The organism is Chryseomicrobium sp. FSL W7-1435 (genome assembly GCF_038595005.1).
Taxonomy (GTDB): Bacteria; Bacillota; Bacilli; order Bacillales_A; family Planococcaceae; genus Chryseomicrobium.
In genome coordinates this window covers 1841789-1868249 of the sequence record NZ_CP151997.1, presented here as the reverse complement: position 1 = coordinate 1868249, position 26461 = coordinate 1841789, and the positions used below count along the sequence as shown (strand labels likewise).

At 40.1% G+C, this 26461-nt stretch carries 29 protein-coding genes and 1 riboswitch; of the genes, 26 read left to right on the top strand and 3 right to left on the bottom strand.

Features of this window, described 5'->3' with window-relative positions; all coding sequences use genetic code 11:
• Nucleotides 1-10 precede the first annotated feature (10 nt).
• The gene (locus MKY84_RS09485; RefSeq protein ID WP_342525763.1) at nucleotides 11-913 is read right to left on the bottom strand and encodes an aldo/keto reductase; all 903 of its coding nucleotides are present in this window, start codon (nucleotides 911-913) and stop codon (nucleotides 11-13) included.
• A 63-nt stretch (nucleotides 914-976) separates the two neighbouring features.
• On the opposite strand from MKY84_RS09485, the gene MKY84_RS09480 reads away from it, so the two are divergent.
• From MKY84_RS09480 to lysA, 10 genes are all read left to right on the top strand, one after another.
• Nucleotides 977-1522, top strand: coding sequence for an NUDIX hydrolase (locus tag MKY84_RS09480; protein ID WP_342525762.1), 546 nt, complete (start codon nucleotides 977-979; stop codon nucleotides 1520-1522).
• Between the two features lie 45 nt (nucleotides 1523-1567).
• Nucleotides 1568-1987: a hypothetical protein gene (locus MKY84_RS09475; protein ID WP_342525761.1), complete on the top strand. Its 420-nt coding sequence runs from the start codon at nucleotides 1568-1570 to the stop codon at nucleotides 1985-1987.
• A gap of 91 nt (nucleotides 1988-2078) precedes the next feature.
• Complete coding sequence (locus tag MKY84_RS09470) at nucleotides 2079-2519, top strand: Fur family transcriptional regulator (protein ID WP_342525760.1); 441 nt, start codon at nucleotides 2079-2081, stop codon at nucleotides 2517-2519.
• A 245-nt stretch (nucleotides 2520-2764) separates the two neighbouring features.
• A complete protein-coding gene (gene xerD, locus MKY84_RS09465; RefSeq protein WP_342525759.1) occupies nucleotides 2765-3664 on the top strand; it encodes a site-specific tyrosine recombinase XerD in 900 nt (299 codons plus the stop codon).
• A 79-nt stretch (nucleotides 3665-3743) separates the two neighbouring features.
• Nucleotides 3744-4925: a phosphopentomutase gene (gene deoB / locus MKY84_RS09460; protein ID WP_342525758.1), complete on the top strand. Its 1182-nt coding sequence runs from the start codon at nucleotides 3744-3746 to the stop codon at nucleotides 4923-4925.
• 12 nt (nucleotides 4926-4937) lie between these two features.
• Nucleotides 4938-6242: a pyrimidine-nucleoside phosphorylase gene (locus MKY84_RS09455; RefSeq protein ID WP_342525757.1), complete on the top strand. Its 1305-nt coding sequence runs from the start codon at nucleotides 4938-4940 to the stop codon at nucleotides 6240-6242.
• Between the two features lie 127 nt (nucleotides 6243-6369).
• Nucleotides 6370-6717 (top strand): anti-sigma factor antagonist, encoded by a 348-nt coding sequence (locus MKY84_RS09450; protein ID WP_342525756.1) that lies wholly within the window; start codon nucleotides 6370-6372, stop codon nucleotides 6715-6717.
• Complete coding sequence (gene spoIIAB / locus MKY84_RS09445) at nucleotides 6714-7160, top strand: anti-sigma F factor (protein ID WP_342525755.1); 447 nt, start codon at nucleotides 6714-6716, stop codon at nucleotides 7158-7160. The genes MKY84_RS09450 and spoIIAB overlap by 4 nt, the downstream gene beginning before the upstream one ends.
• On the top strand, nucleotides 7160-7903 hold the full coding sequence (locus tag MKY84_RS09440) for a SigF/SigG family RNA polymerase sporulation sigma factor (protein ID WP_342525754.1): 744 nt from the start codon (nucleotides 7160-7162) through the stop codon (nucleotides 7901-7903). Before spoIIAB ends, MKY84_RS09440 begins: the two co-directional genes overlap by 1 nt.
• A 71-nt stretch (nucleotides 7904-7974) precedes the next feature.
• Nucleotides 7975-9297: a diaminopimelate decarboxylase gene (gene lysA, locus MKY84_RS09435; protein ID WP_342525753.1), complete on the top strand. Its 1323-nt coding sequence runs from the start codon at nucleotides 7975-7977 to the stop codon at nucleotides 9295-9297.
• A gap of 364 nt (nucleotides 9298-9661) precedes the next feature.
• Here lysA and MKY84_RS09430 read toward each other — a convergent pair whose 3' ends face one another.
• On the bottom strand, nucleotides 9662-10159 hold the full coding sequence (locus tag MKY84_RS09430; RefSeq protein ID WP_342525752.1) for a DUF309 domain-containing protein: 498 nt from the start codon (nucleotides 10157-10159) through the stop codon (nucleotides 9662-9664).
• 53 nt (nucleotides 10160-10212) lie between these two features.
• Here MKY84_RS09430 and MKY84_RS09425 point away from each other — a divergent pair, with 53 nt between their 5' ends.
• The 12 genes from MKY84_RS09425 (at nucleotide 10213) to MKY84_RS09370 (ending at nucleotide 22179) form a co-directional block, all read left to right on the top strand.
• Nucleotides 10213-11016, top strand: coding sequence for a segregation/condensation protein A (locus MKY84_RS09425; RefSeq protein WP_342525751.1), 804 nt, complete (start codon nucleotides 10213-10215; stop codon nucleotides 11014-11016).
• The gene (scpB, locus tag MKY84_RS09420; protein ID WP_342525750.1) at nucleotides 10958-11557 is read left to right on the top strand and encodes an SMC-Scp complex subunit ScpB; all 600 of its coding nucleotides are present in this window, start codon (nucleotides 10958-10960) and stop codon (nucleotides 11555-11557) included. Before MKY84_RS09425 ends, scpB begins: the two co-directional genes overlap by 59 nt.
• A 103-nt stretch (nucleotides 11558-11660) precedes the next feature.
• A complete protein-coding gene (locus tag MKY84_RS09415; protein WP_342525749.1) occupies nucleotides 11661-12575 on the top strand; it encodes a serine hydrolase in 915 nt (304 codons plus the stop codon).
• A 10-nt stretch (nucleotides 12576-12585) separates the two neighbouring features.
• On the top strand, nucleotides 12586-13323 hold the full coding sequence (locus MKY84_RS09410) for a pseudouridine synthase (protein ID WP_342525748.1): 738 nt from the start codon (nucleotides 12586-12588) through the stop codon (nucleotides 13321-13323).
• Between the two features lie 141 nt (nucleotides 13324-13464).
• On the top strand, nucleotides 13465-14001 hold the full coding sequence (resA, locus tag MKY84_RS09405; RefSeq protein ID WP_342525747.1) for a thiol-disulfide oxidoreductase ResA: 537 nt from the start codon (nucleotides 13465-13467) through the stop codon (nucleotides 13999-14001).
• A 12-nt stretch (nucleotides 14002-14013) separates the two neighbouring features.
• A complete protein-coding gene (locus MKY84_RS09400; protein ID WP_342525746.1) occupies nucleotides 14014-15669 on the top strand; it encodes a cytochrome c biogenesis protein ResB in 1656 nt (551 codons plus the stop codon).
• Entirely contained in the window at nucleotides 15666-16850 is a 1185-nt protein-coding gene (gene ccsB, locus MKY84_RS09395; RefSeq protein WP_342525745.1) for a c-type cytochrome biogenesis protein CcsB, read from the top strand. The genes MKY84_RS09400 and ccsB overlap by 4 nt, the downstream gene beginning before the upstream one ends.
• Nucleotides 16851-16961: 111 nt before the next feature.
• Nucleotides 16962-17678, top strand: coding sequence for a response regulator transcription factor (locus MKY84_RS09390; protein WP_342525744.1), 717 nt, complete (start codon nucleotides 16962-16964; stop codon nucleotides 17676-17678).
• A complete protein-coding gene (locus tag MKY84_RS09385) occupies nucleotides 17671-19437 on the top strand; it encodes an ATP-binding protein (RefSeq protein ID WP_342525743.1) in 1767 nt (588 codons plus the stop codon). The genes MKY84_RS09390 and MKY84_RS09385 overlap by 8 nt, the downstream gene beginning before the upstream one ends.
• Before the next feature lie 10 nt (nucleotides 19438-19447).
• Nucleotides 19448-20023, top strand: coding sequence for an RNA polymerase sigma factor SigX (locus MKY84_RS09380; protein WP_342528880.1), 576 nt, complete (start codon nucleotides 19448-19450; stop codon nucleotides 20021-20023).
• Nucleotides 20010-21236 (top strand): hypothetical protein, encoded by a 1227-nt coding sequence (locus tag MKY84_RS09375; RefSeq protein WP_342525742.1) that lies wholly within the window; start codon nucleotides 20010-20012, stop codon nucleotides 21234-21236. The genes MKY84_RS09380 and MKY84_RS09375 overlap by 14 nt, the downstream gene beginning before the upstream one ends.
• A gap of 77 nt (nucleotides 21237-21313) precedes the next feature.
• A riboswitch (FMN riboswitch) is annotated at nucleotides 21314-21440 on the top strand.
• Between the two features lie 154 nt (nucleotides 21441-21594).
• Entirely contained in the window at nucleotides 21595-22179 is a 585-nt protein-coding gene (locus MKY84_RS09370) for an ECF transporter S component (RefSeq protein WP_342525741.1), read from the top strand.
• Nucleotides 22180-22223: 44 nt separating this feature from the next.
• Here MKY84_RS09370 and MKY84_RS09365 read toward each other — a convergent pair whose 3' ends face one another.
• The gene (locus MKY84_RS09365) at nucleotides 22224-22472 is read right to left on the bottom strand and encodes a ferredoxin (protein WP_342525740.1); all 249 of its coding nucleotides are present in this window, start codon (nucleotides 22470-22472) and stop codon (nucleotides 22224-22226) included.
• Between the two features lie 100 nt (nucleotides 22473-22572).
• On the opposite strand from MKY84_RS09365, the gene MKY84_RS09360 reads away from it, so the two are divergent.
• From MKY84_RS09360 to MKY84_RS09345, 4 genes are all read left to right on the top strand, one after another.
• Entirely contained in the window at nucleotides 22573-23583 is a 1011-nt protein-coding gene (locus MKY84_RS09360) for a helix-turn-helix domain-containing protein (protein WP_342525739.1), read from the top strand.
• Nucleotides 23580-24992 carry a RecQ family ATP-dependent DNA helicase gene (locus tag MKY84_RS09355; protein WP_342525738.1) on the top strand — a complete coding sequence of 471 codons (1413 nt, stop codon included), beginning with the start codon at nucleotides 23580-23582 and terminating at the stop codon, nucleotides 24990-24992. The genes MKY84_RS09360 and MKY84_RS09355 overlap by 4 nt, the downstream gene beginning before the upstream one ends.
• Nucleotides 24993-25059: 67 nt before the next feature.
• Complete coding sequence (locus MKY84_RS09350; protein WP_342525737.1) at nucleotides 25060-25656, top strand: LysM peptidoglycan-binding domain-containing protein; 597 nt, start codon at nucleotides 25060-25062, stop codon at nucleotides 25654-25656.
• A gap of 58 nt (nucleotides 25657-25714) precedes the next feature.
• On the top strand, nucleotides 25715-26458 hold the full coding sequence (locus MKY84_RS09345) for a metallophosphoesterase (RefSeq protein ID WP_342525736.1): 744 nt from the start codon (nucleotides 25715-25717) through the stop codon (nucleotides 26456-26458).
• The last annotated feature ends 3 nt before the right edge of the window (nucleotides 26459-26461 follow it).

Sequence of the window (26461 nt, the reverse complement as noted above, 5' to 3'; positions counted from 1 at the left end):
GCATGTCGATTTATTCGACATGCTCTTTAAATGATTCAGGGTGTGTAAATGATTGAAACTTCTCAATTTCCGCTTTTGTCACGGCTTGTTTGTAATTTTGAAGGGAATCCTGTAACTGGTTTAATTTACTAGTACCGATAACTACCGAACTAACAGCAGGTTGCTGGAGAATATGATGCAAACTAACAGCTCCAAGGTTTGGTAAGGCATTTTTCATCTGATGGACTGTTTCTTCTAACTCTTTTTCTTGATAACTGCCGTAGCTAGAAACTTTTTTAAGTTTTTCAACCGCAGCGTCTGTCAATAAGCCCTTCGCCTGTCCGCCGCGCACAAGAAGACCTAGGTTATGTTCTTCTATAAAAGGAAAAACATCCTCCCCTCTTCGGTCTAATCCTGAATACTGCATCATGACACTAATCGCACGGCTGTTGTTAAAGTAAGGATAAATGACATTTGGGCGGATGGAGGATAGACCATAGTGACGAATCAGGCCTCTATCTTGTAGTTTCTCAAATACTTCGATGATCCCGTCCCAATCATCTTCCTTTGTGCCTCCGTGTAGTTGATAAAGGTCAATATAATCGGTTTGTAAACGATTTAAGGAGTTTTCAACTGCTTCAGCAATCCATTTGGGGTTAGGGTCCCAATTCCAACCTTCTTTTCCTTCGACAAAACGATTTCCGACTTTCGTCGACAGATGTACGAATTCTCGTCTACCTTCTAAGCTTCTTCCTACACGCTTTTCATTGTCACCTTGCTCATATAGATCCGCAGTATCAATCCAGTTGATCCCTTCGTCCAGAGCGGTGTGAATAATGGCATCTGTTTCTTGTTGGGTGGCGGGTAATGTCATGGCTCCTAAAGAAAGCTCGGAGATTGTCAAATCGCTTTTACCAAGTTGTACATGTTTCATCTGCTCTCCTCCTTTACATAATGGTACAATGAGGAGAGAAAATATTCAAAGAGGAGAGAGAACATGTCCATGAATTTTGAAGAAAAGACACTTCGTACTACTCCCATTTATTCTGGTAAAGTAATTTCTTTGCAAGTAGATGATGTGCTTTTACCTAATAATAAAGAATCAAAACGTGAACTTGTTAAGCATCCTGGTGCCGTTGCAATAATTGCTATTACATCAGACAATAAGTTAGTGGTTGTCGAACAATATCGAAAAGCTCTCGAAAGAACACTTATTGAAATACCTGCTGGTAAAATTGAGCCAGGAGAAGATCCTAAGGACACAGCATTACGAGAGCTAGAAGAAGAAACCGGCTTTACTGCAAGTGATCTGCATTATATACAAAGCTTTGCCACGTCACCAGGATTTGCAGATGAAATCATCCATATCTATGTGGCCCAAGGTTTGAAAAAACTAGAAGCGAAACGGCTATTAGACGAGGACGAATTTGTTGAACTCCACGAATGTTCTTTAGCAGACGCCGAAAAGTGGATTCAAAGTCAAAAGATTTTTGATGCAAAAACCGTTTTTGCCATTCAGTGGTGGAGACTTCACAGGTTCTAAACTAGAAAACTTGCTTCATACACTTACCTAAAGGGAGGGAAGAGTATGAAGCATTTATTTATGCAATGGTGGGCAGTTTTTTTAACCGCAAGTCTAGGAGGCTATTATCTATACAAGCAGCACCCTAGTTTAGCCGCACAAATGAACACAAGTTTACTAGAAACAACTTGGCTACGATGGGTGTTGTATGGGCTATTAATTTTAGTAGCTGTTTTACAATTTAACACGCCTACAAGGAGACTTGTTAAAATTATAGGAGCTATCTTTTTGACACTGGCCGCCTATTGTTCAAGTGGTCTATTTATCCAACAAGGTTTTGTGGGTTATTCAGTTTACTTTATTTCTATTAGTGTAAGCAGTGCACTACTATGGTTTGTCTTACATTATAAGTCTATTGGATGGAAAATGGTCGTCATTCTCGCTATTGCTGTACATATGGGTGTGAGACTGTTAGGTTTTAATTAGAATAATTATAAAAAAAGAAGAGTTCTAAGAAGTTACACTTGTCACTTGAAAATATCATTTGGTATACTAGTCTCATGTTAGGAGGCGTCATATGGAAGGCCGAATCGATCGAATTAAAAAACAATTATCCGGCGCCGGCTATAAACTGACGCCGCAACGAGAATCAACCGTTCGTGTTTTACTTGAGAATGAAGAAGCGCATTTAAGTGCAGAAGATGTATTCTTATTAGTACGCGACAAATCAAAAGATATTGGACTTGCAACAGTTTACCGGACATTAGAACTTTTAAATGAGTTAAATGTTGTCGATAAAATTCAGTTTGGTGACGGGGTCTCTCGTTACGACCTTCGCCAAGAAGGTGCCGCTCATTTCCATCACCATTTGGTGTGTATGGAATGTGGAGCTGTTGATGAGATCCAAGAAGATTTACTCGGCGATGTGGAACAAGTAGTGGAATCGCGCTTTAATTTTCAAATTAAAGATCATCGCTTAACATTCCATGGTATTTGCCACCGTTGCCATACAAAATAACTGATGACGTAGAAGTCGAGAAGGATAGCCAACTGTGCTATCCTTTTTTTATTACTAGATGTGAAGAAAGCCGTTCTAGAAACTCCGAGGAAATCAAGCGTGCCCGTGGAGGCGAACTTGCCTCTGCGGGTGCGATTGATTCCGCAGTGTGTTTCTGGCTTTCGTAACTCGATATTATTACTAGATGCAGAGGCGATTGTTCAGAGACCGCCAACTTAAACCCACCCATACTTCAAACGAAAAAGGTGAACCCAATGAAAGAAGCACTTGAAGACTACATACATTTTCTTAGAATTGAAAAACAAATGGCAGATAACACGCTGGCTGCTTACCGCACGGATTTAACAGCCTACCTTGAGCAACTAATCGAGTGGGGGATACAGAGCTTTCAAGATGTTACAAAAGAAACCGTAGCTCAGCATCTTCGCTCACAAAAGTTAGAGGGGAAGTCAGCTCGTACAATTTCACGCAAAGTCGCATCGCTTAGGTCGTTTCACCAATTTTTATTAAGAGAACGTGTGACTAACCATGATCCTTCCTACCAAATTGAACACCCGCAGTTTGATAGTGTACTGCCTAAATTCCTAACGATTGAAGAAGTTGATGCTCTCACGGCGGCTATTCCAAAATCAAAGCCTCAAGGAATCCGAGATTACGCGTTAGTAGAATTGCTTTATGCAACGGGAATGCGAATCTCGGAATGCACACAGCTCGATATCGAAGATGTTCAGTTATCGATGGGATTTGTTAGAGTGCTCGGAAAAGGACAAAAAGAGCGCATCATCCCGCTTAACCAAACGTCTATTCATCTCATCACTACATACTTGGAGCAAGCACGCTCTAAATTGTTCAAACCTGGCGGCGATGACAAAGCATTATTTATCAACCAAGCAGGTAAGCGACTGACACGCCAAGGCATCGCAAAGCTATTGAAGCAGCATGCACTGCGTGCAAATCTCACAAAAGAAATTACACCACACTTATTACGGCATACATTTGCGACGCATCTGATTGAAAATGGAGCAGATCTGCGCGCAGTTCAAGAAATGTTGGGACACTCTGATATATCAACAACTCAAATCTATACGCACATTGGTAAGAAGCGTCTGAAAGAAGTCTATAAAGAATTTCATCCAAGAGCTTAAAATGTAAGAGGTCTGACGTGTATTTTTTCCATAAAAGATGCTACTATTACCGTATAACATAAAAAGTGAGGGATTATCGATGTCTAATTCATTTAAGCGAGTACATGTAATTGTTATGGATTCAGTGGGTATTGGTGAAGCTCCCGATGCAAAAGCATTCGGTGATGAAGGATCAAACACCTTAGTTCATACAGCAGAAGCGGTAGGAGGATTGCATTTACCGAATTTGCAGCAATTAGGATTAGGTAATATTGAAACGATTCCTGGAGTGGAAGCGGTGTCAGAACCACTCGCATTTTACGGCAAGATGGAAGAAGCCTCTGTAGGGAAAGATACAATGACAGGTCACTGGGAAATAATGGGCCTTCACGTCGATCAACCTTTTAAAGTCTATCCAAACGGGTTTCCTCAAGAATTAATCGCTCAGTTAGAAGAGAAAACTGGACGTAAAGTTTTAGGTAACAAACCTGCTAGTGGGACAGAAATTCTAGATGAGTTAGGCAAAGAGCACATGGAGACGGGTGCAATTATAGTCTACACATCTGCAGACCCTGTTCTTCAGATTGCAGCTCATGAAGAAGTTATTTCTTTAAAAGAACTATATGAAATCTGTGAAATTGCTCGTGAATTGACGTTGTCTGAAGAATTCCTAGTAGGTCGTGTAATTGCTCGTCCATTTTTAGGAGAGCCAGGTAACTTCCAACGTACGACTAATCGTCATGATTATGCACTTAAACCATTTGGACGCACGGCTCTTAACGAGTTGCAAGACAATGGATTAGATGTTATTGCTATTGGAAAGATTGATGATATCTACAACAGTGAGGGAATTACAGAAGCCATCCGTACAAAAGACAACATGGACGGAATGGACAAGCTACACGAAGTGATGCTTCGCGACTTTACTGGAATTAGCTTCTTAAATTTAGTTGATTTTGATGCATTGTTTGGTCACCGTCGTGATCCAAAAGGATACGCTTCCGCATTAGAAGCTTTCGATGTACGTTTAACAGATACGCTTCAGCTTTTACGTGATGACGATTTGTTGATTATCACAGCTGATCACGGAAACGATCCGACAATGCCAGGAACAGACCATACACGGGAGTATGTGCCACTGCTAGTGTACTCAAAACAATTTGCAGCAGGTAAAGAATTACCAACTCGTGCTACTTTTGCTGATATCGGTGCCACATTAACAGAACTATTTAAAACGAATCCTACTTCATATGGAACTAGTTTTTCATCTGAGTTGGAATAAGGAGATAGTACAATGAGAATGATTGATTTAATCGAAAAAAAACGTGACGGCCTTGAGCTGACTGAACAAGAAATTCGCTTCTTTGTGGATGGCTATACAAAAGGGGACATTCCTGATTATCAGATGAGTTCATTATTGATGGCGATCTATTTTCAAGATATGACCGATCAAGAACGTGCTTTCCTAACGATGGCGATGGTCGAGTCAGGCGATCAAATTGATTTATCGGCAATCGATGGTATTAAAGTTGATAAGCACTCTACAGGTGGTGTAGGTGATACGACCACTTTAGTGCTTGGACCTCTTGTAGCAGCAGTGGGTGTTCCTGTTGCGAAAATGAGTGGCCGTGGTCTTGGTCATACGGGTGGAACGATTGATAAATTGGAAGCTATCGAAGGGTTTCATGTAGAACTTACAAGTGAACAGTTTACAAAACAAGTAAATGAGTTGAAATTAGCGGTCATTGGACAAAGTGGAAATCTAACACCAGCTGATAAAAAACTTTACGCACTGCGCGATGTTACGGCAACAGTAAGTAGTATTCCCCTAATCGCCAGCTCAATCATGAGCAAAAAAATTGCTGCTGGTGCTGATGCGATTGTCCTTGATGTGAAAGCTGGAGAAGGCGCCTTCATGAAAACAATTGAAGACGCAGAAGCTCTTGCTACAGCCATGGTGCGCATTGGTAACAATGTTGGCCGCAATACAATGGCGATTATTTCAGACATGAGCCAACCACTTGGAAGAGCTATAGGAAATGCTCTAGAAGTTGAGGAAGCTATCGATACTCTAAGAGGGCAAGGACCTGATGATTTAACAGAGCTATGTCTAGTGCTTGGTAGTCAAATGGTGGTTGTTGGAGGAAAAGCTGAAACTCTAGAAGAGGCACGTCAAATGCTTGAAAAAGTCATTGAAGACGGTTCCGCTCTTCAAATCTTTAAAGACTTTATTGAATGGCAAGGTGGAAACCCTGCTGTTGTCGATAATCCAAAGCTACTTCCACAGGCTGCCCATAAAATAGATATCTTAGCTCCTATTTCAGGAACAGTGAGCTATATGGAAGCAGATGAGATTGGAACGGCTGCCATGTTACTCGGAGCAGGTCGTGCAACAAAAGAATCAGAAATCGACTTAGCTGTCGGAATCATGCTTCACAAAAAAGTAGGGGATACAGTTAAAGAAGGAGAAGCGCTAGCGACGTTCTATGCTAACAGTGAAGATATCCAAGATGCAAAAGAGAAGTTTTTAACAAACATAACAATTTCTGAACAAGCAACAGATGCACCGCCGCTTGTTTACAAAATCATTACAGGATAAGACTAGGAAGACCTCGTTCGCTTTGTCGAATGAGGTCTTTTTTTTTGTCTTTTTTTCTAGTTTTGTCGACGAGCAGGAGTCTGCCGAGTTAAGTGAGAATTAAGTTGTGTAAAGAGGAGGAATGCAAATGTTATCAACGATTGAAAAAGTAGGAGATCAAACTCTTATAGTCCGACTCCAAGGCGAGTTAGATCACCATACAATCAAAACGCTTAGAAAAGAAATTAGTTTTTGTTTAGTGACACAACCGATAAAAATGCTTGTCTGGGATTTGAAGCACGTCAGCTTTATGGATAGTTCAGGGATTGGTCTAATTTTGGGTAGGATTCGTGAGATGGAGCCGTTTGGTGGTCAAACAATGATTGTGCATGCCAATACGACCATTCGTAAAATCTTTAGCTACGCGGGTCTCACTTCTTTGATAGTGACGGAAGATCGCGAAATTCAAGTTGTGGGGAAGGAGGTGCAAGGATGAACAATCGAATTGATATTCGCTTCCCTGCCAAAAGTGAAAATGAAGCGCTAGCTCGTCTAGTCATTGCTTCTTTTTTGTCGCCAATTGACCCTCTTGTGGATGAACTGGCAGAATTTAAAACTGCTCTTTCAGAAGCTGTAACCAACGCCATCATTCATGGGTATGAAGAAGATGAAGAAGGCTATATAGAGGTGAAGGCTGTTTTGACGGGTCATTACGTCCAAGTGGATATTCGTGATGAAGGTTTAGGAATTGAAAATGTTGAACTTGCCAAAGAGCCACTCTATTCAAGCAAAGCTCATGAAGAACGTTCGGGAATGGGCTTTACCATAATGGAAAGTTTTTGCGATGAAGTAAAAATTACGTCACAAGCAGGCTTTGGGACCGTTATCAGCTTGGTCAAACAATTTACACCAACAGCCTCGTTTTCAAAGGTGCACTAATGAAAAAGCAGCCACCACTTTCACATGAGAAAATGAGAGAGCTGCTCACGTTATCCAAATCAGGTGATGTTGTAGCCCGAAAAGAGATGATTGAGCACAACACCAAACTTGTATGGAGTATTGTACAGCGCTTTTCGAATCGTGGAGCTGACCTTGATGATTTATTTCAAATTGGCTGTATAGGATTGGTTAAGTCTGTCGACAAGTTTGATTTATCGTATGATGTCAAATTTTCAACCTATGCCGTACCCATGATCATTGGTGAGATTCAGCGGTACCTGCGAGATGATAGTACTCTGAAAGTTAGTCGCTCCATTCGAGAGACCACTTTGAAAATTAAGTATGAAATGGAACGATTTTCAAAACAACATGAACGGTATCCAACTGTTCATGAACTGGCTAGTGCATTAGATACCAAACCAGAAGACATCGTATTAGCTTTTGATGCGCTTAGAGATCCTGCATCTTTACATGAACAAATTCTTGATGGGGATGATGGCATCACGTTAATGGATCAAATGCGAGATGACCGAGCTGAAAAGCCGTTTCATTACTATTTCTTAACGGAACTGATTGAGCGTCTTGAACCACGAGAGCAACTTTTGATTCGCATGCGCTTCTATTCTGATTTCACACAGACAGAAGTAGCTGCTCGACTCGGTGTATCACAAGTGCAAGTGTCCCGCATGGAAAAAAGAATACTGGAACGGTTGCGAGGTTGGATTCCCGCCAGTTACGTGTAAACGCATTGAAACCATCACTTCATTATGGTAAAGTGTGGGTAGTAAATTAGCAGGAAATGCGAGGGATTGTCATGAATGACACGCTTCACTACACCACCAATCAGCAAGGACATTTAACGATTGCAGGGCTCGATGCTGTTCAGTTAGCAAAGGATTTTGGTACACCGGTCGTGGTTTACGACATCGGTTTAGTTCGTGAAAGAGCTCGCAAATTTAAAGATACATTCACGAAGCAAAATGTGAAGGCACAAGTAGCTTATGCTTCTAAAGCATTTTCTTCGATCGCAATCTACGAAGTGATGAAGGAAGAGGGTCTTTCGCTAGATGTAGTATCGGCAGGAGAACTATATACAGCTATTCAGGCACAATTTCCTGTTGAGAAAATTCACTTTCACGGAAATAATAAAAGCCTTGAGGAATTAATCATGGCATTTGATTATAAAATCGGCTGTATTGTAGTGGATAATTTTTATGAGCTTGAACTTGTGAAGCAACTTGCAGAAGAGCGAAAACAAGATATGGCTATCCTACTAAGAGTCACACCAGGCATAGAAGCGCACACGCACACGTATATCACGACGGGCCAACAGGATTCTAAATTTGGCTTTGATTTAAATAATGGCCAAGCCGATGATGCCTTCAAACTAGTCGCTCACCATCCTTACGTGCAATTGTTAGGCTTGCATTGTCACATTGGTTCACAAATATTTGAAACGCAAGGCTTTGTGGCAGCTGCAGAAAAACTCTTAATGAAAATGCAAAACTGGAGCGAACTGCAAAACTATACTTGTACCGTGCTGAATTTGGGTGGAGGTTTTGGGATTCGCTACACAGAAGAAGATTCGCCATTACCACCTGAGAAATATGTGGAAGAAATGATCAAAGCGATTCAACGCCTATCCTCTGAGTCTGCGTATCAAATGCCAGAAATCTGGATTGAACCGGGCCGTTCACTAGTAGGAGATGCGGGTACAACACTTTATACAATCGGCAGTCAAAAAGTCATCCCGGATACGCGTCACTATATCGCTGTAGACGGCGGCATGTCCGACAATATTCGTCCAGCCCTTTATCAAGCACGGTATGATGCGCGTGTTGCCAATCGCATGAATGCAGAGGCAGACCAGCTGGTAACTGTAGCCGGGAAATGCTGCGAATCTGGGGATAAACTAATTGAGGATATTTCACTACCACCCGTTGAGGCTGGGGACATATTAGCTGTTTTTGCAACCGGTGCCTATGGTTACGCTATGGCTAGCAATTATAATCGATTAACGCGCCCGGCCGTGGTATTTGTAGAAGATGGACAAGCACAAGTGGTTATTCGTAGGGAGTCTTTAGCTGATCTCATTCGCAACGATCTGTCCCTCTATAAGGAGGAGTCACAAGGATGAGTACAAATAAAAGAAACCTAGTGTTGTTTGTTGTTTTGCTACTGATGGGGTTAGGTTGGGGAGTTTTCTATTGGTTAGTGATAGCCCCAACAGTGTCAGGGTAAGCGAGTAAAATTAAATTATTCAAAAGCAGTAGGTTCTCTAGGTTACATTTTAGAGAGCCTACTGCTTATTTATGATCAAGTTCCGTTCTGGGGCTGCTTTCCGAGGGCGCGTCGGGAGTCTCCTCGTCACATACGTTCCTGCGGGGCCTCACGTAACGCTCTTAATCCCACTGGAGTCAGCCCCTCCACTCCACTCGAATTCACACTCAATATAGTTTAATAAATGCTCTTTATTCTATACTGTCTATTAACAAAGTATTTTAATGTTTATTACGTTTTGCTAATGCTTTCAGGCGCGCCTCAACGACTTCTGACCGATCACGTAAAAGATGTCGGTTCACAATACTATCTTCCACTACCGAAGATTGTGGGAAAGTGGCTACATAATCAGTAAGTTCTTGTTCATGGAATTGAAAGGTCATGGGTTGGTAGGCTTTTAATTCTTCAATAAGACTAATGCGAAGCTCTACGTCTTCAACAAGCTTAGTGAAGTTCAAGAGCTTTTCAAGTTCTTGTTGATTCATAACAAAAAGTGTTTGGGCCTTTTCTAAAGAGCGTTTAGCCCCAGCAAAATTCTCGCGGCGCCAATGATAGAGACCTGTAGAAAGTAATACAAAACCAACCACAAGATGTTGTTTATCACGTGGAGCAATCTCTTTCCATAAATCTTCAAGTACCTCATGACATTCAAAATAGTCTTTTGTTACATAGAAATTATACAAAAACTCACGAAATTCAGGGCGTTTAGCTAGGTGCATTGTTTATTCACATCCGGTATAATAGTAGTCATTCTGCAAATAAAGGTGAGGCTATGGCATACGAAGTGAAAGTTGAAGCTTTTGAAGGACCACTAGATTTATTGCTTCATCTCATCAATCGTTTAGAAATTGATATTTATGACATTAAGATGACGGAGATTACCTCTCAGTATATGGAACACGTCCACGCCATGCAAGTGCTAGAGCTGAATGAAGCTAGTGAATACCTTGTCATGGCTGCCACTTTGTTAAGCATTAAAAGTAAAATGCTGCTTCCCGCAGTTTCGATAGATTTTGATGAGGCGGATGAGTTTGATGAATTTGATCCTCGTGATGAACTCGTCAACCGATTACTGGAGTACAAACGTTTTAAAGAAGCAGCAGGTGAGTTGAAAGAGTTGGAAGTAGCGCATAGTCAACATTTTTCTAAGCTTCCAACAGTAGTTGAAAATCATGAAGTTGATAAAAATGTAGTTCTTGATCAGCATTACGAAGTATATGATTTATTAGGGGCATTCCAAAAAATGTTCAAACGTAAATTATTACAAGCGCCTTTATCGACGCGAATCAGTAAGGCAGAAATCTCGATTAAAGTGCAGATGGAATCCGTATTGCAAAAACTTCAAAATCGAAGAGGGAAACTTTCATTTGATGAATTATTCGATACAAATGAAAGAGCTGTGATAGTGGCGACCTTCTTATCTGTACTAGAACTAATGAAACGTCAATTTATCCAAATTCATCAGACTGAAAATTTTACGAACCTAGAAATTGAGCTAATGAAGGAAGTGCACGAACATGAAATGGAATCTGAATTTGATCAGCCAGTTGGAGAGCCTTCTGTTCATCGCAGGTGATGAAGGAATCAGTTTTTCAAAATTGTGTACCTTTACGCAAGCTTCATCGACTGATTTGAAGGAGCACCTTGACCACATGCAACGTGCGTATAAAGAAGATGCCTCTAGAGGGATAGAGGTAGTCGTTTTGGCCAATCACTATCAGTTTGTTACGAAACGTGAAAATGCAGAAGTCATCGAAAGAATGATCGAGACTACACAAGCTACTGCGCTGTCTCAAGCGGCAATGGAAGTGTTAGCGATTGTTGCATACAAACAACCGATCACCCGAGTAGAAATTGATGAAATTCGTGGAGTAAAGTCAGACAGTGCCGTGCATACGTTGGTGGCAAGAGTCTTACTGAAAGAAGTGGGTAGAGCAGAGGGGACGGGCCGGGCCATACTTTATGGTACGACACCAGAATTTATGCAAGTGTTTGGTTTGAGTAGCTTAGAAGATTTACCTCCACTGCCAGAACATGAATCAGAAGAAGACGATACCGATTTATTTATGAGCAAGTTTCAAGAGCAATTTGAGTTAGAGACAAGTGAGAAAGGATGAATTTGTGTACGCACTTCTTCTTAAAACAGCTGACCTTGGAAAACAGGTTAGCTGTTTTTTTTATAGCAAAGTAATCATTTGTTTAGCCATACTTTCTTTAACAATGGAACTTCCAGTTACAATGGCATCTTTTGCAGTGATTGACGCAGAGTCGGGCAGACTACTCAGTGAACAAAATGCATTCCAAGAGCTACCGCCTGCTTCCATTACAAAAATATGGACCGTCTATGTAGCGCTGCAAGAAAAAGATAAAAACGAACAAGTTCGTATCAGTCGAAATGCTAGTAATCAAGAAGGGTCCTCCGTATACTTAAAGAGACAAGAACTTTGGAGTTTAGAGAGCTTACTATACGCGACTATGTTACAATCAGGAAATGACGCTGCGGTCGCTGTTGCTGAACATGTAGCGGGATCTGAGATGGCTTTTGCAGCATTGATGAATCTTTACGCTAAAAAAGCGGGTGTTAAGCAAACTTGGTTCATGAACGCTTCTGGTCTACATGAGGATATCCATTTGACCACTGCATACGATATGTCTTTATTGTTTAAAACAGCGTTGGAGGATGAATCGTTTCGCGAGATAGCGACTGCAACACTTTATGCACCAGATGAAAGAGCAGTTACGTGGCATAATAAACATCGTTTAGTTGCAGAACAAACAGCTATTGCAGGGAAAACAGGATTTACTAAAAAGGCTGGCAGAACACTAATCAGTTATTTTGAACAAAACGAAAAAAAGTTGATTGTTGTTTCACTGAATGAAGCAAATGATTGGAAATTACACACGGAGCTGCAGCGTAAGACTTTTGAACTTGTCGATCGCGTGACCATTCAAGGAGATTACGTCACTTCAACTGGTATACAAATCAAAGTTTCAAAGCCGTATCATTTTTTGAAAAAAAATGAGGAAAAGCTGCAGAATATTGTCCATCTAAAAAAAGGACAGACACAAGGATTATGGGAAGTAAAGTTTACCTCAACAACTTTAGCATTTCCTATTTCCTATACAATGGAATGAGGGTATAAGAATGGAACGTTTACAAAAAGTAATAGCAAATGCAGGAATAGCATCTAGAAGAAAAGCAGAACAATTAATTGTCGATGGAAAAGTGAAAGTGAATGGTGTTCGTGTGAAAGAACTCGGCACGAAAGTATCCTCATCAGATGATGTAGAAGTAGAGGGTGTCTTGTTAGAAAAAGAAAACAAAGTTTATTATCTTCTTTATAAACCACGTGGCGTCATCTCAGCAGCTACTGATGACAAAGGTCGTACAACGGTTGTTGATTTAATTGATATCGAAGACAAACGAATTTTTCCAGTAGGAAGATTAGATTACGATACATCAGGTTTGATTCTTTTAACAAATGATGGTGACTTCTCTTATGCTTTGACCCACCCTAAATTTAAGGTGGAGAAGACGTATGTAGCACGTGTCAAAGGAATTCCATTCCGTGAAAAGATTAAAAAACTCCAACGTGGTATTAACTTGGAAGATGGTAAAACGGCACCTGCTAAAGTGAAAGTGTTGTCTGAAGACAAGAAGCTAGACAAAGCAATTGTTGAAATCATTATCCATGAAGGTAAAAATCGTCAAGTGCGACGCATGTTCGAGGCTATTGGTCATCCTGTTCAAAAGTTGAAACGAGAAAAATTTGGTTTGCTGTCATTACATGGTTTAAACGCCGGAGAATATCGCAAGTTGACTACACATGAAGTCAAGCAAATGCGTGTATTATCCGATACAGGAAAAGTTGGCCATATTTAAGTAGAAAAGTCTATACGTGTATAGGCTTTTCTTGGCGTTCACAAAGCATTCATATTTAGAATCTGAGATACCGCAAATATTTGTTATACTAATCTGTAGCACGCTTTACTTAGATTAAGGTTACAAAGGAGGCATCAGCAAATGGCTCAGTCAAAGAAAAAGCGATTTTATATTAGGACTGCCATTCTAACTGTATTGGTGATTGCCATTATTGGTACAATCTATGTCAACGTCACAAAGGAAAAAAATGCCGTTCTGGCCGTTGGCGATCAAGCACCTGATTTTCAATTAGTGGACATGGAAGGGAATGTTCAACGCCTTTCAGATTATGAAGGACAAGGCGTTTTTCTAAATTTCTGGGGTACATGGTGTAAGCCATGTGCAAAAGAGATGCCTTATATCGACAAACACTACCAAGTCTACAAAGACCAAGGTGTCCAAACAATGGCGGTAAATATTGCAGAATCAGACTTTAAAGTAAACAGTTACACGAAGCAATATGGGATGACATTTCCTGTCGTGATTGACCGCAAGAAAAATGTCATGGAACAATACAATATTGGTCCACTTCCTACAACTTTTTTGGTAAGTCCTGAAGGAGAGATTATCCGTATCATTCAAGGTGAGATGACGGAACAAGATGTGGAAAATTTCATGGAAGAAATTAAACCACTATAAGGAGTTAGTTATATGAATTCACTTGAATGTAAATGTGGGCACATCAATCCAGTGGGAACACAATTATGTGAAAGTTGCGGTCGTCCGTTAACCGATGATGCTCGAAATAAACCACTAGCAGATATGCGCTACGAAGGATCTGCTCGCCGTTCTCAAACTTACAACAAGACGATTATTGATAAAGTATGGAACTTTTTTTCGAGTGTAAAGGTTGGTATGTGGATCATCGTTGCCATTCTAGTTGCGGCAGCTATCGGAACAATCTTACCTCAAGTTTTTTATGTTCCTGCTAATAATGCAAGCGAAGCAGCTGCCTATTATGAACGCATATATGGCACTTTCGGCAAGATCTATAATGATCTAGGTTTATCCGACCTTTATAGTTCATGGTGGTTCCAAGGGTTAATTGGAATGCTTGGTATCTCACTCATCATTGCGAGTCTTGACCGTGTAATCCCACTTTATAAATCTTTAAAGAAACAAAAAGTAAAACGTCATCAATCATTCCTACAACGTCAGAGACTATTTTCTAAAGCTGAAGGAATTCAAGAAGATGTATTGACGCCTGCTGAAAAAAAATTAAAAGAATTAAAGTACAATGTGAGAAGAGAAGATGGGGCAATACTTGCTGAAAAAGGCCGTTTTTCTCGCTGGGGTCCGTATATCAATCATATTGGCTTGATCATCTTTTTAGGCGGTGTGATGCTACGTGCGATTCCAGGTGTTTACGTAGATGAAACTATGTGGCTTCGTGAAGGTGAAACACTTGCTGTACCAGGTGCTGCAGGCTATTACCTTGAAAACAATGGCTTCGAGTTTGACGTCTACGATCAAGAAGGCGCTAATGAGGTCTTTTCAGATGCAATTGAGCGCGTAGGTACCATCGCATCGAATTACCAAACAAATTTAACTCTTTTTAAAGGGGAAAATGAAGACATCATTGGAGATCCGGGTGAACTTACAGAAATCGATAGTGGTCCGACGATAGTCAATAAACCATTTAAATTCGATTCTTATAACGTTTATCAAGTGGATTTCCGTTTAGATGAATTAAAGGCGATGACGTTCCAATTACAAAATAAAGCTTCCGAAGAACAATTCGGTGAGTTCACCATTGATTTAATCAATCCCGAGTCAGAGTATGATTTAGGAAATGGTTACAGAGTGGAATTAGTGAACTATTATGCTGACTTTACAGGTTTTGAAGATGGAGAACCTCAATCGAAATCTCCAATTCCAAACAACCCAGCATTTTTGATTCGTATGTATACACCTGAAAAACCAGAACCGGAAACTAGTTTTGTTTTAATTCGTGAAACAATTGAGCCATTTGGAGAAAATGACTTTAAATTAGCCTTCCAATCTGCTGAAACACGAGACATTTCTGGATTGACCATTCGAAAAGATTTGACGTTGCCGATTTTAATGATAGGTGGTTTAATCTTTATGATTGGTGTTGCCCAAGGTTCCTATTGGAATCATCGACGTATTTGGCTGCAGCAAACTCCAACAGGTGATGTCCTTGTAGCGGGACACACTAATAAAAACTGGAACTCCGTCAAGAAAGACCTGCATTTTGTAACAAAGGATACTCGAGTTCCTCGTCCACTTGATCAGCAAGATCCTGAAGCGGACATGAACTTTGACGAAGGAGACGAAACGACATGAACTTAGTCGAAATTAGCAGCGCGTCACTTTATGTGGCTTTCGTTGCTTATCTAATAGCAACGGTATTTTTTGGTGGGGCAGTAAAAGCCACTACCAAAGAAAAAACTGCTTATAACAAGCGGTGGGGCACTTACGGTTTCTCTCTTACAGTGTTTGGATTTATTGCTAATCTAACTTACTTTATTACGCGATGGATTGCGGCTGGTCATGCGCCAGTGAGTAACTTGTTTGAATTTACAGCAGCATTTGGAATGATGATTGTTGGGGCCTTCATTTTGATTTACTCTATGTATCGAATTGCGACTTTAGGACTGTTTGCACTTCCAATTGCGGTCATCATTATTGGCTACGCAAGCATGTTCCCTACAGATGTATCGCCATTGATTCCAGCTTTACAAAGCCACTGGTTAACAATTCATGTTATTACAGCTGCGCTAGGAGAAGCAATATTAGCAATTAGTGCAGTAGCCGGACTTATTTGGCTGTTAAAAAATATTGATATGAGCAAAAAATCAAAACAACGTTTCTGGATTGAAGCGGTTATGTATTTGTTAGTTTTAGTAATCGGATTTATTGTATCCACGACAGTATTTTCAGTCGCGTACCAGCCAGTAGAATATTCTTATGTGAATGTTGAAGGTGAACAAACGCAGATTGAATACAAGAAACCTGCATTATTTGGAATGAATGAGTCAGAGGCTATCACGGAAGGCGCTATGCAACCTCTTATCGAAATGCCAGCTTTAGTCAATGCTAACAAATTGACTACAGTTGTGTGGTCAGTTCTTATCGGTTCGTTGCTATATGGACTGCTACGTCTTGTCTTCCGTCGTAGACTTGCAGAAGTGGTACAACCTTTTACAAAACGTACAAATTCGCAACTACTAGATGAGATTGGGTACCGTTCTGTGTTAATTGGTTTCCCGATATTTAGCTTAGGTGCACTTATTTTTGCAATGATCTGGGCTCATGAAGCATGGGGCCGTTTCTGGGGTTGGGACCCTAAAGAAGTGTGGGCGTTAATCACTTTCTTATTCTATGCCGTTTACTTACACCTACGTTTAGCAGTAGGCTGGCAGGGTGAGAAAAGTGCATGGCTTGCTTTAATTGGCTTTATCATTATCATGTTCAATTTAATCGTTGTAAATTTAATTATTGCGGGACTTCACAGTTACGCGTAAAAGATAGAGCTGTCACAATTATGTGGCAGCTGTTTTCATAAGGTTGATTTCAATGCCGGGTACTGTACAATATGAAGAGAAGACAGCTGATTGCAGAAAAGGAGTGTCGAGATGTCTGAATCTGTTAAATTACTTGTGGTGGATGATGAAGAACGTATTCGCCGATTATTAAAAATGTACCTCGAAAGAGAGGGGTATGAAATTACTGAAGCTGAAAATGGCCAACAAGCCATTGAGCTAGCTGCACAAGAAGATTTTCATGCAATCCTACTCGATATTATGATGCCAGTAAAAGATGGTCTTGAAGCGATGCGAGAAATTCGTGAAGTCAGCACAACACCCATCTTGTTGCTGACAGCTAAAGGCGAAGAAGCTAACCGAGTGGAAGGCTTTGAATTAGGTGCTGATGATTATATTGTGAAACCATTTAGTCCAAGAGAAGTTGTTTTGAGAATTAAAGCTGTGCTACGCCGGTCAACTACTGTCGTATCTCAATCCTCGTCATCAGTTAGTAAAGATGTAGTGGTTTTCCCTCATCTGACAATTGACCATGATGCGCATCGAGTGACAGCAGATGGAACTGAAGTCAGTCTGACACCTAAAGAGTATGAACTTCTTTATTTCTTAGCGAAATCTCCAGATAAAGTGTTTGATCGTGAACAACTTTTGAAAGAGGTCTGGCATTATGATTTCTTTGGAGATCTGCGAACAGTAGATACACATGTGAAACGATTACGTGAAAAGCTTAACCGGGTATCAGAAAGTGCTGCAAAAATGATTGTCACGGTCTGGGGCGTCGGCTATAAATTTGAGGTAATCAATGAATAGAATATGGAATAGTGTGGTCGGGAAGCTGTGGGGAACCATAATGCTTCTCGTCCTCTTTGTATTATTTATTGTCACAGTATTAATGCTCGAGTTCTTAGAAGACTTTCATACCCAACAAGCTGAGATTAAATTACGTCAGGAAGCGCAATTGATTTCGAATATCTTTAAAGAGAATTCCTCTATTGATACGCCTCTAATCCAAGAAATCTTGGCTGATGAGACAAATTTGATGATTTATTCGGAAGAACAAGAGTTGCAAGAAGCGATTCATGAAGGACTTGGTCAACAGGAGACACAACAAAAACTTCAAGATAATGAGCTGTTTAATCGAGCGTTTAATAGTGATCAATCTTCATTAAAGACAATGCTCCTCCCGTCCTTATCAGACTCTGCTCGAATGGAAAATTATTTGGTGCTCGCGTATCCTCTTGAAGAATCAACTTCACCGCATGGTGTGGTTTTTATATACCAGAGTTTGAAGGAAGTAAATAACACGTCCAATCAAACGACGAAAATTGTATTTTTATCAGGATTTTTAGCTATGATTTTAACTACGCTTTTATCATTTTTCTTGTCTACTCAAATCACTTCTCCTCTACGTAAAATGCGAGAGGGTGCACATGAACTGGCTAAAGGGAATTTTCATACAAGAGTTCCTTCTTCTCAGCGTGATGAAATTGGGGAACTTGGAGCAGCGTTTAACCGGATGGGCATGCAAATTAAACATAATGTTGAAGTAATCAATCAAGAAAAAGAACAGTTGTCTAATATTCTATCTTCTATGACAGACGCAGTTATTACGTTTAATAAAGATGCTTCTATCCTGCTCAACAATCCACCAGCAGATGAATTGTTAAGAAGATGGTCAGCGCATGCGATAGATGAAAATTCACCTTTACCTGCTGCACTCACTCATATGTTGGAACATACTGTTGAAAACGAGGAAGAACTGGAAGAAGAATTTGAATTAGACTCGCATTATTACAACATCAGTTTATCTTTGCTGTACTCAAAAGATACCGTGCGTGGAGCAATAGCCGTTATTCGGGACATGACAGAACAACATCGCCTCGATAAAATGCGCAGTGACTTCATCGCTAATGTTAGTCATGAGCTAAGAACTCCTATTGCTATGTTACAGGGATATAGTGAAGCGATTTTAGACGATGTAGTTGAAACAGAAGAAGAGAAAAAAGAGATGATCCGTATTATCTCGGATGAATCGAATCGAATGGGCAGACTTGTGACAGAGCTCCTTGATCTTGCACGTCTTGAATCAGGTTATTTACGTATTTATCAAGCTCCTTTTTCAATCTCAACTAGTGTTGAACGTATGACTGCAAAATTTGGTCAGCGAGCAAAAGAACGAGATATTGAATTGAACTTCTCATCAACGATAGACAGTAGCACAGAAATTCATGCCGATGAAGATCGTATTGAACAAGTGATTACAAATCTTCTCGATAATGCTTTCCGCCATACTGAACAGGGTGATCAAGTAAATGTGAGTGTCAATCAGATGAACGAGTTCATTCGTGTCGAGATCCGAGATTCCGGCTTTGGAATTCCTCCAGAAGATTTGCCATATATATTTGAGCGATTTTACAAAGCAGACAAAGCCAGAACACGAGGTAAAGCGGGCACAGGTCTTGGACTGGCCATTGCGAAAAATATCATCGATCGTCACGAAGGAAATATTCGAGTTGAAAGTGAAGTAGGAAAAGGAACGGCTTTTATCATTGAATTAAAAAAGATGTAACTTATTTTGAATTCAAACGACTAATGTAGGGAACGGGGGGAACACCATGAAAGACTCCGTTTTTCACCGAATCTATGATTCGTATCATCAGGACTTGTTTCAGTTCCTGATCTTTTTGGTGCAAAACAGGCAAGTGGCAGAAGACTTGACGCAAGAAGTCTATATTAGAGTGTTGCGCTCGTATGATTCGTTTCAAGGAAAAAGTTCTGAAAAAACATGGCTTTTCTCCATTGCTAAAAATGTGGCAATCGATCACTTCCGCAAACAAAGTGTCCGAAAGAAAAGGTCATTTGATTCATTTGATTGGGAGTCGATTCAGCTGACATCAGACGATATGAGACCTGATGAGCTTCTGATTGTCGATTATGAGAAAAAGCAATTACTCGAACAGTTAAATGGATGCACAGGAGATCAGAAAATGGTCATTGTCTTGCGCTTCTTTCAACAATTGTCTATTCAAGAAACGGCAGATGCGCTTGGATGGACAGAGTCTAAAGTCAAAACAACGCAACATCGTGCAATTCAACATCTGAAAAAGCGTATGTCACAGGAGCGAGAGGAGGATTTGCAACATGACAAACGGTAATTATTCAGATAAACAACTTGAAAATCTTCTCTCCTCTATGCCAAAACAACAGGATAACCGAAGCAAAGAGGATGTTTTACAGGCGCTTTCTAAAGCAAAAGTTAACAAAGTTAAAAAGAGTAAACCATGGTTACCGGCCTTTATTACTGTAGCCGCACTGTTTGTACTCGTTTTATTTGTTCAATCTATGATGAATACTTTGCAATTACCTACAAGCGACTCCGCTTCTGAAGGTTCAGTAGAAGAAATGTCCATGAGTACCGGAACAGAAGACTCTGGGGCAGAGGAGCAAGAAGCTGCCTCAATGGATTCTGAAACAGCAGATAGTGGAGAAGAGAGTGCAGAGGAGTCAGCAGAATCAAGCATTTCAATGCTGCCAGCAGAGGATGCTACAGTTGTCTTTGCAGAAGACCCTTTGCTAATCGACTACACAATTATGCCTTTCTCACTAAACTATCAAGCAGTTGCTTTTCCTATAACTGTCCTCATTCCAAATGAGCGAATTGCTACTGATTTTGGAGAAGTAGTTCCAAGTCAACTTGAGTTAATTGAAAAATATAGCTTAGAAATACAGGAGCTTACACCAGGTTTTGATGAGTATTATCCTTTAGTAGGAAATTATCAAGATGTTGATGGATCACTTGAAATTACATTACCTGATGATCATCCTTATGACATGGCTTCTGCTTCAATGGAAGTGTATTTTAATTCACTCAAAGATTTATTTGGGGGGAGTTTTAGTGAAGCTTTTCTGGTGAATGAAGCAGGTGAACTACTTGACTGGGATCAGGTGGGGCCTTTAGAAGAGCCGATCGATTTGAGTTCTTCAATGCTTGCGTATAGCCCGATGCAAAATGCTACTGGAGATTCTTACTTAGTTCCTTATCCACGTGAAGAGAGTTCTACCTTTGAAGAAGCTTTAGAACGTCTGAGAAACCCAGGCAATTCATTAGTAGAACCAATCCTACCGAGCGGAATAAACTTTTCAATCGAAGAGACAGAACAACAAGTGACGGTTATCTTTACGGAATGGTTGACTGCAGATTCTATGCCAAGAAGAGATTTAGCGATTATGGTGGAATCTTTGGTTGTGACTGCAGCATCATTTGGAAAGTCTCTTGTTATTGAAAATTGGGACGAGTCATTATATCCACTGCCTGAAGATACAAGATCGTTAGTGGGAATAAACAAAATTGTCTTACCAGTAGAATAAGCATACGTATTGCATGGTAATACGCTGTCTGATATGATTAGTAGTGCATACACTAGTATGTATAATTTAATCATATGATTCATCTTCGGGGCAGGGTGCAATTCCCGATCGGCGGTAATAACGAAAGTTTAGCCCGCGAGCCGTAAGGCAGGATTTGGTGAGATTCCAAAGCCGACAGTATAGTCTGGATGGGAGAAGGTGAAGGTGCAGCGTTTATGTGATCTCAAACGCTTATTTAAGTGTACCTTTCTCCCTTAAGTCTTAGTTGACTTGAGGGTTTTCATTTACATGCAAATAAGTGCACATGAATCGTGAGCCTTTCCTCTTGTGAAGAGAATCGCAAAAGGAGCGGAAAGTCATGTTCAAAAGCAACACACGCAAGCTAATTGCTGTGGCTATGCTGAGCAGTCTATCATTTATTTTGATGCTGTTAGCATTTCCATTGCCGGCACTACCAGCCTATTTAAAGGTTGACTTCAGTGATGTACCAGCATTGATTGCTGCTATTACTATGGGACCTGTAGCAGGAATAGCAGTCGCATTTTTAAAAAATGTACTTGATTGGTTTATCTCGGGAAGCCCGACAGGAGTTCCAGTAGGACATATGGCCAATTTTGTGACATCCATTTTATTCATTGCACCTGTTTACTTGATCTACAAAAAAGTAACGTCTACTAAAGGCATGTATGTAGGCTTAATCGCAGGAACACTATCTATGGCAGTAGGGATGACTTTACTAAACTATCTTATCTTCCTACCAATGTACGCCTACTTTTTGAATTTCCCTATGGAATCTGGCTCAGCTCTTATGAATACTTTAATTTATGGGATTCTGCCATTTAATCTAATCAAAGGAGCTTTGATAACGGTAGTCATGATTCTGCTGTTTAAAAAGTTAAAACCTTATTTGGATAAAGTTAGTAAATCCTATCAATTGGCATAAAAAAACTCGTCTAGTTCATTGAGCTAGACGAGTTTTTACATAATTTATTCGTATTTAAGTGCGTCACCTTCAAATGATTCATCTGCTACTTTAATAGAATCGGTTGGGCAACCTTCGAAAGCGTCTTCCATGTCTTCTAATAACTCATCTGGAATAGCAACAGTCCCCATGTTATCATCTAAAATAACAAATGCAATTCCCTCGTCATCGTAATCATAAATATCTGGAGCCGCTGCTCCACAAGCACCACAAGCGATGCATGTATCTTTATCAACAATTGTATATTTAGCCATTATGGTCTCTCCTTTTTGTTGCAACTCTACGTATAGATTTCATTTTATAGATTGTAGTGGCTCTTTTCAACCATTAAACGCTCAGAATACGAGGTGTTCCATGTTTTTTCAAAAACTTTTAGTCACACTTTATCAGCAATTAAACGGAGAACGCAGTGCAATGGCTCCTTATTACGTATTAAAAGGTAAAAAATCGGGACAAACTCTCCAAGATATTCATTATTACAAATTGACAGGATATTTTGCAATTGCCCCGGATCTTTCGAAAGAAGATTTTCAAGCTGAAGTGAACTCTTTAGTGAGTCAAGGGTGGTTGCATTCATTTGAATCACCAACTGTCACAGATGAAGGACGGAGGTTTGTAACGCAGTTTAACACACTCTTTGCTACTAATACTATGCAACCTGCGTTGCTTCCTTTTGAGAAAAAAATATTGCTGCTTAGCCAATTTGCATCAAATGCACTCTATCATGAAAAATCGTATGTACCGGTAGTAACGGATATAGAAATTCAAACAAACGTGAAACGATGGATCAATGAATGTAGCTCACTATCTGATGCAGCTAATTTAGTTAAAGAATCCATTCAGAATTTTATCCAGGAAGAACAACTGACAGAATCCCAAAAAACTTTATTCATCTTCCGACTAACGGGTTATCATCTTGCTGGATTAACATGGACACAGCTAGCTTTTACGTTGAACAGTAGACCAATTGATTGCCTGTTCGAACATAGAGAAGTAATTGCGAAATTCATCGACTACTTAAAACGAACAAAACATCCACTTCATCGACTTGTAAAGGTTCCTTCTCCACTAACTGAAACAGCCAGTCTGACAAAAAATTACTTAGAAAAAGGCTACTCTCTTGATCAGATAGTAGCTGTCCGCAATTTAAAACAGAGTACAATTGAAGATCATTATATTGAAATAGCCACTCTTGATCCTGATTTCGAATTTCATAAAATTCTATCCGGGGAAAATGTACAAACCATTATGAGGACTCGTCACTCATTAAACACGTATAAACTTAAACTACTCCGTGATCAATTACCTGAATTCAGCTATTTTCAAATTCGCTTAGCACTTGCGTTAGGGGAGAGACACTCATGAACAATTTAAAGCTTGAGTTGCATCAAAGATTTGGTTTTGATACATTTCGTCCCGGTCAACAAGAGGTATTGGAGTACTTTTTAGCGGGAGAGGACGTTCTTGCCATCTTGCCAACGGGTACTGGTAAGTCAATCCTCTATCAATTTCCTACACCTTATTATAGCGGTACCGTAATTATACTCTCGCCACTGGTGTCATTAATGATGGATCAAGTGGACCAATTAAAAGCACGAGGCGTTAAGAAAGTAGTGGCTCTAAATTCTTTTCAATCGCCGCCTGAAAGAAATTATGCATTAAATAACCTTAGTACTTATGACTATATTTTTCTCTCTCCAGAAGTCTTGCAAAATGATCGAGTCAAGAACGCAATCTCACAATTGCACGTAAGCTATTTTGTATTTGATGAAGCACATTGTCTAACATTATGGGGACTTGATTTTCGTCCGGATTATTTACGAGCAACAGAATGGATTAATCAACAGTTTACTAAGCAAATACTTGCTCTAACGGCAACGGCCACAGATCAAACACGTCAATCTTTGAAAAATCTATTTAATCGACCGGCTATGAAGGAGGTAGTTCGTTCCATTGATCGACCTAGCATAGCCCTTCAAACTACTGAAGCCGACAATGAGCATGAGAAAGAAGAAATTATTCTTTCGCAAATAAGTCGGTTTAAAGGACCGGGGATTTTGTATACTCAATCTCGAAAAAGAGCAGAATATTATGCAGAAAAGTTAACGGGTCAGGGGATCAGAGCTGCTGCTTATCACGGTGGCATGCCACCTCTTGAGCGTTCACTTATTCAACAACAATATTCTCACGGACAATTAGATTGGATTTGTGCTACAAATGCCTTCGGAATGGGTATACATAAAGAGAACATCCGACAAATCATCCATGATCATGTTCCAACTTCTCTATCAAATTACTTACAAGAGATAGGAAGAGCTTCTCGAGATGGCAAGCAATCCTTCGCGACATTAGTTTATTTACAGGATGACGCTAGAAAAAGCCAGTTCATAGCAACCTCAGATATTCCAGATAATACGGATATAAGTCTATTTATGGAAAATCAGGACACCATTCTTGATGACCAAAAAAGACGAATCTTAACGTATTGGCAGTCTAGAATGTCCCTAGAGGAGCAACAACAACTTTTTCAAAATTTACGGATGCACAAAACTCAAGAAATCAACCAGTTATTTGAGATCTTGCGAAGTGAAGCTTGTATCAGATCTTCTCTTACTGAAGCTTTTGGAGAGAACCTAGAAACAAAACCGGAAATTTGTTGCAATCGCTGTACAAATATAGTTCAGCACATGCAAACTCATTTAGTGAATGACTTCACCAAAGAAAATGCAGAGCAACTAACTGTTGTTGATCGGATCAAACAACTATTCCCGTAAGATTCATTTACTTTCCTTCTAATTTTCGGCATAATTAGACAAAAGAGTGCAAGTGGGGGCAAACATCATGGCAAACAATGACTATCAGAAGCGTTTAGATGAACATCGCAAGCCAATTGAAGACTCAGGTACTGCTACACGACGAGCGCGCCACCAGAAGAAAATTAAAAAGAAACCTACTGGTAGGCCTAGAAATTGGTTTTTGCCAACATTATTCACTATAGGAATCATTTTACCGATTCTTCTATTTGTCTATGCCTATTTCTTTTATGATCCTTTAGCCAATGACCTACCAACCAATCAACAAGTAGTCCAATTGGACATTCAACCTGTTACAACTCCAGAGAGTGAAGAGGAAGAAGAGCAACAAGAACCAGAAGAACAACCGGCAACCGAACCTGAAGAGCCAGAAGTAGTAGAAGAAGAACCTGTAGAAGATCCAGAACCAGTTGAACAACAGCCGGAAACGCAACAACCTGAGGAGCAAGAACCAGAACCAACTCCAGAGCCATCAACACGTACACATACAGTCCAAACTGGCGAGACATTATATCGTATAGCCATGAATTATTATAATGACCCAAGTGCAGTGGACCGAATTAAACAGGCTAACAACCTAGGATCCAATGAAATTAGTGTGGGTCAACAACTCGTACTACCTTAGCAGCTCGCTCCTTGATGGGGCGAGTTGTTCGTTTACTGATAAAGAAAGAAGGTCACATATGGTATCAATCGTCAGCCAAGCAGCATTTAGCCTCTTACGTTATATGGCGACAATGGCTCAAGAGGTTCACATAGAACATCACCAAATTCATTCATCTAAATTCGAAGGAACAGCTAAACTGTTATTTATCTCAGACATCCATAGAAGAACTGTTCCACTGAAATTGTTGCGAAAGTTAGCAACTAATTATGACGCTGTCTTAGTAGGTGGAGATTTCACAGAAGATGGTGTGCCACTTGAACGAACAGAACGTAACATTAAACGCCTTTCTACACTAGGACCTCTTTATTATGTGTTTGGTAATAATGATAGAGAAGTCGGGGAAAATAAGCTTTTAAACCTTTTAGAAACTAATGGAGTAACTATTCTTTGTAACGACTCTGTTCGACTTTCGACAGTTCCCGTACAAATAATTGGGATTGATGATGTGCATACTGGTAAAGTAGATATTGATAAAGCTTTCGAAACGACAGATGCCTCTATGTATACAGTTTTTATGACACATTCTCCCGCATATTTTACTAAATTGGCTACTGACAAACCTGTGGATCTAGTCGTCGCTGGTCACCACCACGGCGGTCAAATTCGATTCTTAAATTGGGGACTTCAACCACTGGGGAAATTAGTGAAAAACCAAGATCGTTACGAGCTTATTTCAAACGGTTTCGGAACGACCACATTGCCTTTGCGGTTAGGTGCCCAAAGTGAATTACACAGCATTAAGATTGTAGGAAAGAAGTGAAGT

What these genes read in the sequence shown, in the direction of transcription:
- resA (WP_342525747.1), top strand. Translation starts at nt 13,465, where the DNA reads ATGGCTCAGTCAAAGAAAAAGCGATTTTATATTAGGACTGCCATTCTA.
- MKY84_RS09415 (WP_342525749.1), top strand. Translation starts at nt 11,661, where the DNA reads ATGGAACTTCCAGTTACAATGGCATCTTTTGCAGTGATTGACGCAGAG.
- MKY84_RS09440 (WP_342525754.1), top strand. Translation starts at nt 7,160, where the DNA reads ATGAAAAAGCAGCCACCACTTTCACATGAGAAAATGAGAGAGCTGCTC.
- MKY84_RS09390 (WP_342525744.1), top strand. Translation starts at nt 16,962, where the DNA reads ATGTCTGAATCTGTTAAATTACTTGTGGTGGATGATGAAGAACGTATT.
- spoIIAB (WP_342525755.1), top strand. Translation starts at nt 6,714, where the DNA reads ATGAACAATCGAATTGATATTCGCTTCCCTGCCAAAAGTGAAAATGAA.
- MKY84_RS09450 (WP_342525756.1), top strand. Translation starts at nt 6,370, where the DNA reads ATGTTATCAACGATTGAAAAAGTAGGAGATCAAACTCTTATAGTCCGA.
- MKY84_RS09385 (WP_342525743.1), top strand. Translation starts at nt 17,671, where the DNA reads ATGAATAGAATATGGAATAGTGTGGTCGGGAAGCTGTGGGGAACCATA.
- MKY84_RS09430 (WP_342525752.1), bottom strand. Translation starts at nt 10,159, where the DNA reads ATGCACCTAGCTAAACGCCCTGAATTTCGTGAGTTTTTGTATAATTTC.
- ccsB (WP_342525745.1), top strand. Translation starts at nt 15,666, where the DNA reads ATGAACTTAGTCGAAATTAGCAGCGCGTCACTTTATGTGGCTTTCGTT.
- MKY84_RS09470 (WP_342525760.1), top strand. Translation starts at nt 2,079, where the DNA reads ATGGAAGGCCGAATCGATCGAATTAAAAAACAATTATCCGGCGCCGGC.
- lysA (WP_342525753.1), top strand. Translation starts at nt 7,975, where the DNA reads ATGAATGACACGCTTCACTACACCACCAATCAGCAAGGACATTTAACG.
- MKY84_RS09355 (WP_342525738.1), top strand. Translation starts at nt 23,580, where the DNA reads ATGAACAATTTAAAGCTTGAGTTGCATCAAAGATTTGGTTTTGATACA.
- MKY84_RS09485 (WP_342525763.1), bottom strand. Translation starts at nt 913, where the DNA reads ATGAAACATGTACAACTTGGTAAAAGCGATTTGACAATCTCCGAGCTT.
- MKY84_RS09475 (WP_342525761.1), top strand. Translation starts at nt 1,568, where the DNA reads ATGAAGCATTTATTTATGCAATGGTGGGCAGTTTTTTTAACCGCAAGT.
- MKY84_RS09455 (WP_342525757.1), top strand. Translation starts at nt 4,938, where the DNA reads ATGAGAATGATTGATTTAATCGAAAAAAAACGTGACGGCCTTGAGCTG.
- MKY84_RS09360 (WP_342525739.1), top strand. Translation starts at nt 22,573, where the DNA reads ATGTTTTTTCAAAAACTTTTAGTCACACTTTATCAGCAATTAAACGGA.
- MKY84_RS09350 (WP_342525737.1), top strand. Translation starts at nt 25,060, where the DNA reads ATGGCAAACAATGACTATCAGAAGCGTTTAGATGAACATCGCAAGCCA.
- deoB (WP_342525758.1), top strand. Translation starts at nt 3,744, where the DNA reads ATGTCTAATTCATTTAAGCGAGTACATGTAATTGTTATGGATTCAGTG.
- MKY84_RS09365 (WP_342525740.1), bottom strand. Translation starts at nt 22,472, where the DNA reads ATGGCTAAATATACAATTGTTGATAAAGATACATGCATCGCTTGTGGT.
- MKY84_RS09480 (WP_342525762.1), top strand. Translation starts at nt 977, where the DNA reads ATGTCCATGAATTTTGAAGAAAAGACACTTCGTACTACTCCCATTTAT.
- scpB (WP_342525750.1), top strand. Translation starts at nt 10,958, where the DNA reads ATGAAATGGAATCTGAATTTGATCAGCCAGTTGGAGAGCCTTCTGTTC.
- MKY84_RS09400 (WP_342525746.1), top strand. Translation starts at nt 14,014, where the DNA reads ATGAATTCACTTGAATGTAAATGTGGGCACATCAATCCAGTGGGAACA.
- MKY84_RS09410 (WP_342525748.1), top strand. Translation starts at nt 12,586, where the DNA reads ATGGAACGTTTACAAAAAGTAATAGCAAATGCAGGAATAGCATCTAGA.
- MKY84_RS09375 (WP_342525742.1), top strand. Translation starts at nt 20,010, where the DNA reads ATGACAAACGGTAATTATTCAGATAAACAACTTGAAAATCTTCTCTCC.
- MKY84_RS09370 (WP_342525741.1), top strand. Translation starts at nt 21,595, where the DNA reads ATGTTCAAAAGCAACACACGCAAGCTAATTGCTGTGGCTATGCTGAGC.
- MKY84_RS09425 (WP_342525751.1), top strand. Translation starts at nt 10,213, where the DNA reads ATGGCATACGAAGTGAAAGTTGAAGCTTTTGAAGGACCACTAGATTTA.
- MKY84_RS09345 (WP_342525736.1), top strand. Translation starts at nt 25,715, where the DNA reads ATGGTATCAATCGTCAGCCAAGCAGCATTTAGCCTCTTACGTTATATG.